This window comes from Dyella acidisoli, from assembly GCF_030160295.1.
GTDB classification, from domain to species: domain Bacteria; phylum Pseudomonadota; class Gammaproteobacteria; order Xanthomonadales; family Rhodanobacteraceae; genus Dyella_B; species Dyella_B acidisoli.
The window spans coordinates 571,213-585,392 of record NZ_BSOB01000010.1; the positions used below are offsets into that span (position 1 = coordinate 571,213).

A 14,180-nucleotide genomic window follows, 5' to 3' on the forward strand; every position below is an offset into this window, starting at 1 on the left:
ACCGGTGGTTACACCGCCTCTGACGAGGTAATACTCGTAAGCACCGGCTTTCAACGGTCCACCCGACAGCGTGAAAGCGTTGGTATCGGTCGTCGCGCCATGGGTCGCTTCGACAAGTAGAATGCCGTTCGAAGTAATCGCGGCACCTTGCCCACCGATATTGGTGACTTTCAGCGTGGTCGAACCGGTTGCGGTGCCACCATCCACGATGAGCTTGTCCGAGGATGAATTGTCACCCGCGAGCACGGCATTCAACGCGATGACGCCGTTCTGCCCGACGTAACTGCCGACGGTGAGCGTATTGCCGACGCCCCTTCCACCACCGATCTGCAGCAGTCCGGCATTCACCAATTTCCCGTGCACGGAAAAACTACCGTTTACGCCGGTTGCAAATGGCGCCATGGCATTGGCCACTGCGAGTGTGCCGTTGTTCGTCACGTCCCCATTGACGGTGCCATAGCCACCAAACACCGCGCCATCGGCAACGACAACAGCTCCCTTGATCGAAGCATCAGCCGCACTGACATCCCCTACCGCAAGCGTGCCGACATTTACGGCGGTGCCACCGGACCAGGTATTCACACCATCGAGAATAAGCGTACCCACCCCACTCTTCCCGACGCTGCCACTGCCACTGATCAGGCCGGCATACTTGCCATCGACATCCTGCGCGAATATCAACCGTCCATTGTCTGTCACCGCACCGGGCAAGCTCTGCACATTTGCCTGCAGTGTGCCTGCCGCGTCGATCAACGTCGTGCCGGCATAGCTTGAGTTGGAGCCTCTCAGTACCAGCGTGCCTTGCTGTACTTCAGTAGCCGTGACACCGATGGCATTGAGTGATTGGCTGATTGTCCAGGTGCCATCATCTTGCTTCTTCAGCACCTGAAAATTCTTGATCACCGGCAACGTGTCGCTACCGCTGCCGTTCAAAGTAATCAAATTATTGCCAGCACCGCCATCAATCTTGCCGCTTTCGGAAGAACCGGTGTAGAGATGCAGAACATCATCGCCGCCCTTGAAGACCAGATTGCCGATCACCTTGCCGCGATTGGTGAAGTCCACAGAGCCATTACCGCTTTCGCCGATCACGTTCCCCGACGCTTGCGAGGTCTGAATAACGCCGCTGGCATTATTGATGACGGTATTGGAGCCTGACGTATTCTGGAACCAGATCGCCGCAGCATTGTCCGCGCGAATCGTGCCGTTATTGATGATGGTGTTACCCGAACCCTCCGGATTCACCGCCTCAGCATTGAATTCCGTACCGGATGAGAGCACGGTCGCGCCCTGCTCCACCGTCAACGTGCTGTTGTTGCGGAAATCGATCGTATTGGCGCCGGTTTTATATCCGCCATTGCCATTTACGGCATCGTTTTGCACCAGTGCACCGGATTGGATCAGGATATTCGCGTTATCGGAAAGCGAAATCGCCGTTGCATCGCCCAACACGACCTGTGCATTCGTGCCGACGGTAACCGTGGCACCGGAGGCCGTTGTCGGCCCCGAACCGATCGTTGTTGTCCATGGCGAAGGCGAATTCGTATCGCACGTCGTGACGTTGTTGGCGGTGATGCAGTTCGCATTGACCTGAGCGGACATCAATGCCACATAGGCAAGCACCGCCATACAGATCGCGGTGCGCCGAGGAACGCCCTTTCGTTTTGCACACCTGCGACTAGCCGAGCCGCTCCAATGCAGCTGATCTTTGCATTCGCTATACATGATTTGGAACGTTTCCTAAGCGTGGGAAACAGCCGAAAGTGCGGGCATGCAGATATGCAGCCCGGCCAAGGTCAAATCGGAAAACTCCTTAAGCGCTTGTCCAACGTCTCAGCGTGTTCGCATGGCGTCTGAGCAGTCGTCTGACAGCGCCGGAAACAGTGCCTCTACATTTCCCCATGCAAGCTTGCTGGACGGTCGAAATGTAAGGCGCTGCGTATTACTCAACCATGGGGCGAGATGACCCGATATCTGTCAACGCAGGACAGACGTTCTCAAAGGTGCGAACCATCACGTCATCAATGAGGAATGGTGCTGTCTATGGAGACTTGCCTAAGCGACATAAGCCATCAGGGCAACACGCCGCTCAGCCCCGCCGTGCAATAGCCCTTCCGATCCAGTTGGCTGTGCGTCACGCCTACTTCCTCCGAAGACCCTGCCTTTTCCGCCCCTTCGGGTCATCCAAGCTACAATAGCCGGTTCGCATTCCAGCCCAATCCGCCCATGTCCGCCCATCTGCAAGAAACCCACCGCCGCCGCACCTTCGCCATCATCAGCCACCCCGACGCAGGCAAGACCACGCTGACGGAAAAGTTGTTGCTGTTCGGCGGCGCGATCCAGATGGCCGGCTCGGTGAAGGGCCGCAAGGCGGCGCGTCATGCCACTTCGGACTGGATGGCGCTGGAGAAAGAGCGCGGCATCTCGGTCACCTCCTCGGTGATGCAGTTCCCCTATGAGGGCAAGATCGTCAACCTGCTCGACACGCCTGGCCACGCGGATTTCTCGGAAGACACCTACCGCGTGCTCACCGCCGTGGACTCGGCGCTCATGGTGATCGACTGCGCCAAGGGCGTGGAGGAACGCACAATCAAGCTGATGGAGGTGTGCCGTCTGCGCGACACGCCGATCATGACCTTCATCAACAAGCTCGACCGCGAAGGCCGCTCGCCGATCGAACTGCTGGACGAAGTGGAATCCGTGCTTGGCATCGCCTGCGCGCCGTTGACCTGGCCGATCGGCATGGGCAAGCGTCTGAAAGGTGTATATCACCTGCTGCTGGACGAGGTGCACGTGTTCGAGCAGGGCAAGAACTTCACTCGCCAGGATTCGACCATCTTCAAGGGACTCGACGCGCCCGGGCTGGAAGCGACCATCGGCACGGAGGCGCTTAACGAATTGCGTGAAGAATTGGAGCTGGTCCAAGGCGCTTCGCATCCCTTCGACATTGAAAAATATCTCGCGGGCAAGCTCACGCCTGTGTTTTTCGGCTCAGCCGTGAACAACTTCGGTGTGCAGTTGCTGCTGGATTTCTTCGTGGAACACGCACCCTCGCCGCGCTCGCGCGCCACACTCAACCGCGAAGTGAAACCGGACGAAGAAAAGCTCACCGGCTTCGTGTTCAAGATCCAGGCGAATATGGACCCGGCACATCGCGACCGTGTCGCCTTCATGCGCGTGTGCTCCGGCACCTACACCGCCGGCATGAAGATGGTGCAGACACGCACCAACAAGGATGTACGCATCGCCAACGCACTCACCTTCATGGCGAGCGATCGCGAAATCGTGGAAAGCGCCTATCCCGGCGACGTGATCGGCCTGCACAATCACGGCACGATCAGCATCGGCGATACCTTTACCGAAGGCGAAGCGATCAGCTTCACCGGCATTCCGAACTTCGCGCCTGAATTGTTCCGCCGCGCACGCCTGCGCGATCCGCTGAAGATGAAGGCGCTACAAAAGGGCCTGGCGCAGCTTTCCGAGGAAGGCGCCACGCAGTTCTTCCGTCCACTGATGAGCAACGACCTAATCCTCGGCGCGGTCGGCGTGCTGCAGTTCGATGTGGTGGCCTACCGCCTCAAAGACGAATACGGCGTGGATGCCAGCTTCGAGCAGGTCGGCGTGGTCACGGCTCGCTGGATCCACTGCGACGACGCGAAGAAACTGGAAGAGTTCCGCGAGAAGAACATCATGAACCTCGCTATCGATGCAGCCGGGGAGCTGGTCTACCTCGCACCCTCGCGCGTGAACCTGCAGCTCACCCAGGAGCGTTCGCCCGCGGTGCGTTTCTCTGCCACCCGCGAGCACGCCGCGTCTGTCGACGTCTGACGTCCAAGGCGTCGCCTTCACACAGCCCTCACCTTCGCCGGGCAGTACCGTCCGGCGAAACATCTCGCTAATCTGATTGCTAAGGGGAGCCGCTGTCCGGACCACCGGGCACGGCATGTCCAACTGCCAATACAGCGGGATTTCGCATGGTCAGCTCCAACGTGACGCCGGCTCCAAGGAAGTATGGCTGGTTGGCCAACCTACCCATCCGCTACAAGATCGTCCTCGCGATAGGCCTGTTGCTCGGCCTGTTTCTGCTAAACAGCCTGATCAACGTCATCTCGCAGAACCGGCAGTCGGAGACGCGCCAGTGGGCGGACCACACGTACCGGGTGCTGATCCAGATCGCGGACATGCAACACACCGCCTTGGCTGGCCAGATCGGATTGCGCGGATACTTCCTGAAATCCCACGATCCCAAGGAACTGGCGCGCGCCAAGACCAGCAATACGACGTTCCTGGTGCAACTCGCCGAGCTGAAACAGCTTACGTCTGACAACCCGCTGCAAGAGACTCGCATCGATCACATCCAGGCCATGGCCTTGCAGTGGGATCGCGAAATGCGAGCCTTGGTGCTGGAGCCGGCTGCCGCACTCAAGTCTGACGATCCGCAGTTGACCGCACAGATAACCGCCATCGAGACCAACTATCTGGCGCATCGCACCGCACATGTAGAGGACTACATGGCCGTGCTGGACCAAATGAGCGAAACCGAGCGCCAGTTGCTCGTTACACGCATTCAAAGCGTGGACCGCCTGCTGAAAGAAACGCTCTACATCAACATCACCAGCGCACTGATCGGCCTGGCTCTGGGGTTGATGGTGATCTCGCTCACCTCGCGCATGGTCGCGCGCCCGATTCGCCGATTGGGCGAATCGATGACCCGACTAGCCAATCACGATCACACGATCCTGATCCGCGGCGTCGAACGTAAAGACGAAATCGGCGAAATTTCGCGTGCGCTGCAAGTATTCAAGCAGATGGTGATCGAATCGCACGCGCAGGCAAAGTTGAAAAACGATACCGCGGCGATCTCCGTCAGCCTGCAGGCCGCCACGAATCACCGCGAATTCGCCGAGCGACTGGTGAACCAGCTTGCGCCGCTGATCCAGGCGGGCGTCGCGCTGTTTTATGGCTTTGACGAATCGCGCCAGCGTCTCGATCTGCTGGGTAGCTACGGCCTGCGCCTGCAGAACAGCCCCGATGCCTACATGCCAGGTGAGGGCTTGGTCGGCCAGGTCGCGTCGGCACGGCATCCCATCGTGCTGGAAGATGTGCCGCACAACTATTTCCGCATCGATTCCGGCAGCGGTCAGGCGCTACCGCGTCATCTGACCATTCTGCCTCTACTGGTGCGCAACCAGCTTGTGGGCGTGCTGGAATTCGCCGCGTTCGCCGCACCGACATCGCATCACGAGCAGTTGCTGGACGAACTGCTCCCGCTCGCAGCGCTCACACTGGAAAACCTCAATCGCTCAGTGAATACGGAGCAGCTGCTCGAACAGACACGCGAGCAAACCGATGAGTTGCGCATCACCGCCGTCACCATGCGCCAGCAGCAGGAAGCACTGCGCTCGGCCAACGACACTTTGCACGCCAAGACCATCGAGCTGGAGGAACAATCCCAGCGCCTGCTGGCTTCCGAGGAAGAGCTACGCGTGCAGGCCGACGAACTGCAGGCTTCCAACGAAGAGCTGCGGATGATGACCGACACGCTGCGCGAGCAGAAGCATCAGGTGGAAGCGCTGCAGAAGGACACCGAACAGAAGGCGGAAGAGCTGGCGCGCGCCAGCCAGTACAAGAGCGAATTCCTCGCCAACATGTCGCATGAGTTGCGCACACCGCTGAACAGCCTGCTGATCCTATCGCGGAGCCTGGGCGACAACCGCGATGGCAATCTGAATGGCGAACAGGTGGAATCGGCGCGCATCATCCACGATGCGGGGTCGAGTTTGCTGCGTCTCATCAACGATATTCTCGACCTTTCCAAGATCGAAGCGGGCAAGATGGAGTTGTCGCTCTCCGATTATCCAGTGCAGAACCTCGCACGCAGCCTGCGGCGCAACTTCGACCACGTCGCACGCGACAAGCACCTCGACTACGAGGTAACGCTGGAAGATGGCCTGCCGGAAAGCATGCACACGGACCCCACCCGGCTGGAACAGATCGTCAACAACCTGCTGGCTAACGCCTTCAAATTCACAACCAAAGGCGGAGTCCGCGTACGTATCAGCCGGCCGGCGGAAGATCTGTCCATTCCCGAATCGTTGGGCAAGCAGCAGCCGCTGTCGATCAGCGTGAAAGACAGCGGTATCGGCATTCCCGCCGACAAACTGGAACGCATCTTCAATGCGTTCGAGCAGGCCGACAACAGCACCAGCCGTCAATTCGGTGGCACTGGACTTGGGTTGAGCATTTCGCGTCGCATGGCTGCACTGCTGGGTGGCGACATCGTGCTGCGCAGCGAAGTCGGGCAAGGGAGTGAATTCGTACTGCTGCTGCCAGAACGCAGCAGTGAAGTGACTGCGACTACCGCTTCGTCAGCATCCAGCCCTGCACCTCCGCCGCGCCTTGCCCGCCGCGCTGCACCGCCGACCGAAGGCATGAGCGATGACCGCGAGCGCATTGAACCCGGCGACAGCGTGATCCTTATCGTGGAAGATGATCCGGCGTTCGCGCATATCCTGGCGGAAATGGTGCGGCAGAAGGGCCATCGCATGCTGCACGCGCCTAACGGAGAAGCCGGCCTGGAACTGGCGAGCCGCTATCGCCCGATCGGTATCCTGCTCGACGTGATGCTGCCGGGCATGGACGGCTGGACGGTGATCGAGCGCCTCAAGGCCGACCCTTCCACCCGGCACATTCCCGTGCATTTCCTCACTGCCACCGACGACACCGGACGCGGACGCGAATTGGGTGCGGTCGGTTTTCTCACCAAGCCGGTCACGCGCGAAGCCATCAACGAAGCGTTCGAGCGCCTGATGCATTTCGCCAAAGGTCGTACACGGCATTTGCTGGTGGTGGACGACGATGCCAATGCGCGTAGCGCCGTGCGCACACTGCTGAGCCAGGACGACGTCGCGATCGATGACGCGGGTTCCGCCGAAGAGGCGTTACAGAAAATCGCTGTCACCGGCTACGACTGCATCGTGCTCGACCTCGGCTTGCCAGGGATGTCCGGCATGGATCTACTGGAGAAGCTGGCCGCAGGCGGCAGCATTCCGCCCGTGGTGGTGTATTCCGGCCGCGAACTGAGCCGCGAGGAAAATCTGCGCATTCGCCAGTACACCGACAGCATCGTCATCAAGGGTGCGCGCTCTCCGGAACGCCTGATGGATGAAGTAAGCCTGTTCCTGCACAGCATCCGCGAGACCAAACAGGGAACCGCCGTACCAACCGCCAGCCACGACGGCTTGCGCGGACATCACGTGCTGCTCGTGGACGATGATATGCGCAACCTGTTCGCGCTCTCCAAGGTGCTGCGCGACTGGGGGATGCAAGTGAGCATGGCGCAGGACGGGCAAAAATCATTGCAGGTGCTCGCCGAGAATCCGCAAGTGGAACTGGTGTTGATGGACATCATGATGCCGGGCATGGACGGTTATGAAGCCACGCGCGCCATCCGCGAGCAGCCGAACCTTGCCAAGCTGCCAATCATTGCATTGACCGCCAAGGCCATGCGCGGTGACCGCGAGCGCTGCCTGGAAGCAGGCGCTAACGATTACCTGTCCAAGCCGATCGATGTGGACAAACTCGCATCGCTGATGCGCATGTGGCTGCGCGACTGACCATGAACGATATCAAGGTGGACGCGCCGGAGCTGGACAGTATCGAACTGGATCTGTTCGTGCAGGCGCTGCAGAAACGTCATGGTTATGATTTCAGCGAATATGCACCTGCGTCGCTGAAGCGGCGTTTGCGCCTTCTCGCCGACCAGCTTCACTGCAAGACCATCACCGGCTTGACCGAGCGCGTACTCCACGAACCGCAATTGCTGCCAAACGTGCTGGAAGGGCTTACCGTCCCCACGTCGGAAATGTTCCGCGATCCCGCCGTGTTCCGCACGCTGCGTGAAAAAGTGTTTCCACTGCTGGCCTCGTATCCGCTCATCAACATCTGGCAGGCCGGCTGTGCGCATGGCCAAGAGGTGTACTCGCTGGCGATCCTGCTGGAGGAAGCCGGGCTTTATGATCGCTCACAAATTTTTGCCACCGATCTCAGCGATCGCGCGTTGCAACGCGCCAGCGAAGGCATCTATTCGGTGAAAGATGCCCAGCAGTGGTCGCGCAACTACCAGGCTGCCGGCGGCACCCATTCACTGGCCGATTACTGCAGCGCGGGCTACAAGCTCATCAAGCTCAATCAGCGCCTGCGCCGGCATGTAACGTTTGCCCTGCATAACCTCGCCATCGACGGCGTCTTTTGCGAAGCGCATCTGATCCTGTGCCGCAACGTATTGATCTATTTTTCCGATCCATTACAGGACCGTGCGCTGGCGCTGTTCCGCGACAGCCTGGTCCGCGGCGGCTTTCTATGCCTTGGATTGCGGGAAAACCTCAACCCATCCCATGCAGCGCAGGATTTTTCGCCATTCATTGAATCGGCACGCATCTATCGGCTGCCTACTCAGGCAGAAGGCGCACACGCGTGAGTACGCCTGCCGCGATCGCAATCGGTTGCTCGGCCGGCGGCGTGGATGCGCTCAAGGCCGTGCTCGGCGGCCTGGATGCGAAGCTCTCGCAAGCCATCCTGGTCTGCCTGCATAGCCGTTCCGACACCGTGGACATGCTATGCCAAGTGCTAAAGCGCATTTCAGCCTTGCCGGTCGTCGAAGCGATTGAACGCGATGCGGTGCAATCGGGTGTCATCCATCTCGCGCCGCCGGGCTACCATCTGCTGGTGGAAAGCGACCTGCATTTCGCCCTGTCCATCGACCCGCGCGTGAATCATGCACGACCCTCCATCGATGTGCTGTTCTATTCCGTCGCCGAAGTGTGGCGCGATGCGCTCATCGGTGTGATTCTCACCGGCGCCAACGCCGACGGTGCTGCGGGTTTGCGACGCATTCGCCAGCTTGGCGGCGTCGCCGTGGTGCAATCTCCCTCGGACGCCGAGGCAACCGCTATGCCGCAAGCGGCACTGGAGGTTGCCGGTGCGGATTACTGCGTGCCCCTTTCGGATATCGCCCCTCTGCTCAACCGACTCTGCCTGGCATGAATACTCACGTTCCCAAAATCCTGGTCGTCGATGACACACACGCCAATCTCGTCGCCATGCGTCATTTGCTGGCCGACAGCGGTGCCGAGTTGGTGGAAGCCAGCAGCGGCAACGAGGCGCTCTCCCGCTGCCTGGATCAGCAATTCGCGCTGATCCTGCTCGATGTGAACATGCCCGATATGGACGGTTTCGAAGTAGCGCAGCTGCTTGGCGAAACCGAGCATTTGCACGACACACCGGTGATTTTTGTCACCGCCGCGTACGCCGATGACATCAATCGCCTGAAAGGCTATCGCTCCGGCGCGGTGGATTACATTGCCAAGCCGATCAACGATGCCATTCTGAAATCGAAGGTGCGTGTTTTCCTGGAACTGCATAACGCACGCATGCAACTGCAGCAGACGCTGGAAGAGCTGTCCGATCGCAATCGGCAGTTGCAAGCGGAAATCGCCGAGCGTCAACGTATCGAGGCACAAGTACGCCACCAGGCTACCCATGACATGCTGACCGGGTTGCCCAATCGCGTGCTGTTCCACGACCGTCTGCGCGCAGCGGTGCAATACAGCATGGTGCATGGCGTTCCCTTTGCACTCGCCCTGGTGGATATCGACGGTTTCAAGGGAGTGAACGACACCTACGGCCACCCTGCGGGGGACGCGTTGCTGCAAGCCATTTCTTCGCGGCTGGCGCAGCATGTGCGCACCAATGACACGGCTGCGCGCCTGGGCGGCGACGAGTTCGCGGTGATCTTCCGCGATGCCGGCGATGTTGCGCCACTGCTGCAGCGCTGCCAGGACATCTGCAACATATTGGCGCAGCCCTATCCGCTGCAGGGTGAGCACGGCGCCTTCCTCGCGCGCGTAAGCGCCAGCATCGGCATCGCGGTGTGGAATGAGCAGATCGATTCGGATGAGGCGTTGATCCAGGCCGCCGATCGCGCGATGTATCAGGTCAAAGACCACGGCAAGAACGGCTGCGCACTAGCTGCCATGTGATCTGGCATCTGTCGCGTGACCTGTGGCACTACGCCTGCTCGAAACCTGCACATAGCCTAACAGTCGCTAATTACAGGGGGAGTCTACATGTCGTCCAACATTGCTTTTCGCACACCGGAAGCTGCGTCTGCATGGCAGCGCTGGCTGGTGTATTCGCCGGTGGCGCGCATCATCATTTTTGCTGCGCTGGCATTCGGCGTAGGCTTCGCCGTGCATAACGTTCTGCGGACGGTGGGTTGGATGGCCAAGACAGCGACGCCGCTGCAACACGCGCTGGCGGGGCTGTCGATAGAACTTTCGGCCACCGTCGTCGCTTACGCGATTCTGGTGTTGTTGATCGAACGAAGGTCTCTGCGCGAATTGTCCTTGCGCACCCTGCCCACGTATGGCGTTGGTGGCCTGATCGCCGGCTTTCTGATCTTCAGCACGGTAGTGGGCGTGCTGTGGCTGTGCGGCAGCTATCACGTGCTCGGCGTCAATGCGCATGTGGATTGGCTGCCTGCGGTACTCGTCGCGGGCGTCGGCGCCGGTATCGGCGAAGAAATCGTGACGCGCGGCGTGCTGTTCCGCATCACTGAGGAAGGGCTCGGCACGTGGTGGGCGCTGGCCATTTCCGCGGTGTTCTTCGGCGGCGCACATATTTTCAATCCTGGCGCTACGCTGTGGAGCTCGCTGGCTATCACGATCGAAGCAGGTATCCTGTTCGCGCTGCTTTTTCATGTCACGCGCGCGCTGTGGGCATGCATCGGCCTGCATGCAGCCTGGAACATTACCCAGGGCACGATCTATGGCATTCCTGTATCGGGTACCGATGCAAAGGGCTGGCTGACGTCATCCCGCACGGGTCCGGATTGGCTGAGTGGTGGCGTGTTCGGCGCGGAAGCCTCGGTGGTGGCCATCACCGTGTGCACCTTGGTTTCGGTAGTGCTACTGATGATTGCCTTGCGGCGCCAGAGCTTCGTGCGGCCGCGCTGGTCACGCCGCTCTAAGGTCTCTTACGAAGCGACACCCACATCGTAATGTGCGCGCGGAAGACCGGCGTTCCAGTCGGATCCGTCACCTCGACGTGCACCGGCCACTCCCGGCCGGCATGCACTTCGCCAAGCGGTACTTCCGGTGTAGCGACCGCGTGCATGCTGCCTTTTGCGCGGGCGAGATATTCCACGCTCATGCCTTTGGGAATCCAGCGTGCGTCAGGCGGAAGCGTGGCTTCGGCCATCACGCCTGCACTCAGCTCAGCGAGATTGCATAGCGCGATCGCGTGCACTGTGCCGATGTGATTGTGTACGCGACGGCGATCACGCATGCGCACTTCGCAACGACCGGGTTCCAGCGCAACGAAATACGGGGCAATGGTGGCGAAGTACGGCGCGCGCAGGCAGACGGCGCGAGAGAACAGCCAGTGGCCGCAAGGCCAGCGGGTAATGCGCTGGTAGAGGGACAGCAGCGATGCGCTCATTGCCTTGACACCCCATGATGCCGAAAACCAACTCCCTCTCCCCTCCGGGGAGAGGGTTGGGGTGAGGGGTCACGGCTTGCCATAACTCTCAATGATGCTGAAGCATAATGGCTTCGATTTTTTATGCTTCGCCATTCACTTCTCGCGAGGTTGCCCCCTCACCCTAACCCTCTCCCCGAAGGGGAGAGGGAACTGTCTAGGGCATCGTGCAATCAAGCCGCATCCGCCAACTTCTTCACATCCTTGCGCGTCACCGCCGAACGCAGCTCCGCCGGATCAAAATCATCCACCGAGATAAACTCGAACACACCTTCGCGTACGCGCTTGAGCAGAGCGGCTTCCGCAACGTCGATCACGCCCGCTTTCACCGCTTCGTCCAGTTGCCCAAGGTAATCGTGCGATTTGAATTGGCCGGCCTTCTGCGCCTTGCCAAATTTGCGCTCGACCGGTTCGGCCGCAATCACGTCGGGAAGCAGTTCGTTCATGCGTCCCACGGTGTTGTTGGATGTCGGCGTGAGATAGGCCCATTCGAGCAAGCGATCGCGCGCCTCGCCCGGCGCAGTGATGATCGCCGCGACGCGGCGGCCCAAGCGATCTGACGGCGGCACTTCGCGACGGCCGAACGGGAACACCAGCACGCGCAGCAGCCAAGAAACCGGACGCACAGGGAAATTGCGAATGGCGCCATCCAGCGCCATCTGCGTGCGCCACATGCATTCGTGGAAAGCCCAGGCCAGCAGCGGACGATCCGCCTCTGGACGGCCGGTATCTTCGTAACGCTTCAGCATTGCGCTGGCGATGTAGAGATAACTCAGCACGTCACCCAGGCGCGCAGATAGCTTTTCCTTGAACTTCAGCTTGCCGCCCAGCACGCCCATGAAAGTGTCGGCGCACAAGGCAAGCGCCGCGGAGTAGCGGTTGAGCTTGCGATAGTAACGGCGCACATAGGCATCGCCTGCTGTTTCGCCGATGCGCGCGCCGGTGAGGCCTAGCGCAAAACTGCGCACGGCATTGGAAACGCCGAAGCCAAGATGACCGAACAGAGCGCGATCGAAGGCTTTCAGGCGTTCGCTGTAATCAGCGATCGACAGCGCCTGCATTTCCTTCAACACATAAGGATGGCAGCGGATCGCGCCCTGACCAAAGATCATCAGGCTGCGCGTCATGATGTTCGCGCCTTCCACCGTGATCGCAATCGGTACACCCTGCCAGGCACGGCCAGCGTAATTTTTCGGACCGAGCTGCACACCCTTGCCACCATGCACGTCCAACGCGTCACCGGCGATCACGCGACCCCATTCGGTGGCGTGATATTTGGCGATGGCCGACGGTACGGCCGGTTTCTCGCCGCGATCCACTGCGGCGGCCGTTGCACGCGACAATGCCGCCGTTGCATAGGTAAGACCACCGATACGCGCGAGCGCTTCTTCTACGCCCTCGAAACGCGCCACGGCCAAACCAAATTGCTTGCGCATGCGCGCATACGCGCCGGTGCCCGCCACCGCCATGCGCACACCGCCCGTTGCGTTGGAGGGCAGCGAAATCGCACGACCAACCGACAAGCACTCCACCAGCATGCGCCAACCATGGCCCGCCATGTGCGGACCGCCGATCAACGTCGACAGCGGCGCGAAGATGTCCTTGCCACGCACCGGTCCGTTCTGGAACGGAATATTGAGCGGGAAATGCCGGCGGCCGATTTCCAGGCCCGGCGTGCTGCGCGGAAGCAGCGCGAGCGTGATGCCGAGATCGTCCTTGTCGCCCAGCAAATGATCCGGATCGTACAAACGGAAAGCCAAACCCACGACCGTGGCAATCGGCGCGAGCGTGATGTAGCGCTTGTCGAAATTCAGGCGCATGCCGATGGTTTCGACACCGTCGACCACTTGCTTGCAAACGATGCCGTAGTCCGGAATCGAGGTGGCGTCGGAGCCGGCATACGGACCGGTGAGCGCGAAGCACGGAATTTCTTCACCGACAGCCAAGCGCGGCAAGTAGAAATTCTTTTGTTCATCGCTACCGTAGTGCAGCAGCAGTTCCGCCGGGCCGAGCGAGTTCGGCACCGCTACGGTGGATGCCACCGTGGCCGACATGGTGGCCAACTTCTGCAGCACGGCCGAATGCGCCAGCGCGGAGAAGCCCAGGCCGCCATACTGCTTCGGAATGATCATGCCGAAGAATTTGTGCTTCTTGACGAAGTCCCACACTTCCGGCGGCAGGTCCGCCAGCTCGTGCGTGATCTGCCAATCGTCGAGCATGCCGCACAGCTGTTCCACGGGGCCATCGAGGAAGGCTTTTTCTTCCACGCTCAGCTCAGGTTTCGGCTGCTTGAGCAACTCGTGCCAGTCGGGCTTACCGGAGAACAGCTCGCCTTCGAAACCGACAGTGCCTGCTTCCAACGCTGTCTGTTCGGTATCCGAGAGTTTCGGCGTGACCTTCGCGAACATCTTCAGCAAGGGCGCGCTGATCTGCTTGCGGCGGAAGCCGAGGTTCAACAGCGGCACCGCGATCGCCACTTCGATCAGCAGCAGAATCACGGTTGTGATCGGCGCGCGCGTCAACAGCCCGACGACAACGGTGGTGACAATCGTGGTTATCGCCCATGTGCGCAGGCCGCTGCGGTGGTATGCGCAGGCGCCGGTCGCAATGAGCGCCGCCAACACGGTCAGTAGTACAGACAT

9 protein-coding genes are annotated in these 14,180 nt (G+C 60.3%); 6 read left to right on the plus strand and 3 right to left on the minus strand.

Annotation, left to right across the window (positions count from 1 at the left end; translation table 11 throughout):
• A partial coding sequence (locus QQJ86_RS07670) for an autotransporter-associated beta strand repeat-containing protein (RefSeq protein ID WP_284320316.1) occupies positions 1 to 1,629 on the minus strand: 1,629 nt, incomplete at its 3' end.
• 597 nt (positions 1,630 to 2,226) lie between these two features.
• Here QQJ86_RS07670 and QQJ86_RS07675 point away from each other — a divergent pair.
• The 6 genes from QQJ86_RS07675 (at position 2,227) to QQJ86_RS07700 (ending at position 11,060) form a co-directional block, all read left to right on the plus strand.
• Positions 2,227 to 3,828 (plus strand): peptide chain release factor 3, encoded by a 1,602-nt coding sequence (locus QQJ86_RS07675; protein WP_284320317.1) that lies wholly within the window; start codon positions 2,227 to 2,229, stop codon positions 3,826 to 3,828.
• A gap of 146 nt (positions 3,829 to 3,974) precedes the next feature.
• Complete coding sequence (locus tag QQJ86_RS07680; protein WP_284320318.1) at positions 3,975 to 7,616, plus strand: response regulator; 3,642 nt, start codon at positions 3,975 to 3,977, stop codon at positions 7,614 to 7,616.
• 2 nt (positions 7,617 to 7,618) lie between these two features.
• Positions 7,619 to 8,479, plus strand: a complete 861-nt coding sequence (locus tag QQJ86_RS07685; RefSeq protein ID WP_284320319.1) for a CheR family methyltransferase — start codon at positions 7,619 to 7,621, stop codon at positions 8,477 to 8,479.
• A complete protein-coding gene (locus QQJ86_RS07690; protein ID WP_284320320.1) occupies positions 8,476 to 9,045 on the plus strand; it encodes a chemotaxis protein CheB in 570 nt (189 codons plus the stop codon). Before QQJ86_RS07685 ends, QQJ86_RS07690 begins: the two co-directional genes overlap by 4 nt.
• Complete coding sequence (locus QQJ86_RS07695; RefSeq protein ID WP_284320321.1) at positions 9,042 to 10,040, plus strand: diguanylate cyclase domain-containing protein; 999 nt, start codon at positions 9,042 to 9,044, stop codon at positions 10,038 to 10,040. Before QQJ86_RS07690 ends, QQJ86_RS07695 begins: the two co-directional genes overlap by 4 nt.
• Before the next feature lie 87 nt (positions 10,041 to 10,127).
• Entirely contained in the window at positions 10,128 to 11,060 is a 933-nt protein-coding gene (locus QQJ86_RS07700) for a CPBP family intramembrane glutamic endopeptidase (RefSeq protein ID WP_284320322.1), read from the plus strand.
• Here QQJ86_RS07700 and QQJ86_RS07705 read toward each other — a convergent pair.
• Positions 11,026 to 11,499, minus strand: a complete 474-nt coding sequence (locus QQJ86_RS07705; protein WP_284320323.1) for a hotdog fold domain-containing protein — start codon at positions 11,497 to 11,499, stop codon at positions 11,026 to 11,028. The genes QQJ86_RS07700 and QQJ86_RS07705 overlap by 35 nt on opposite strands.
• Positions 11,500 to 11,711: 212 nt before the next feature.
• Positions 11,712 to 14,180, minus strand: coding sequence for an acyl-CoA dehydrogenase (locus tag QQJ86_RS07710; RefSeq protein ID WP_284320324.1), 2,469 nt, complete (start codon positions 14,178 to 14,180; stop codon positions 11,712 to 11,714).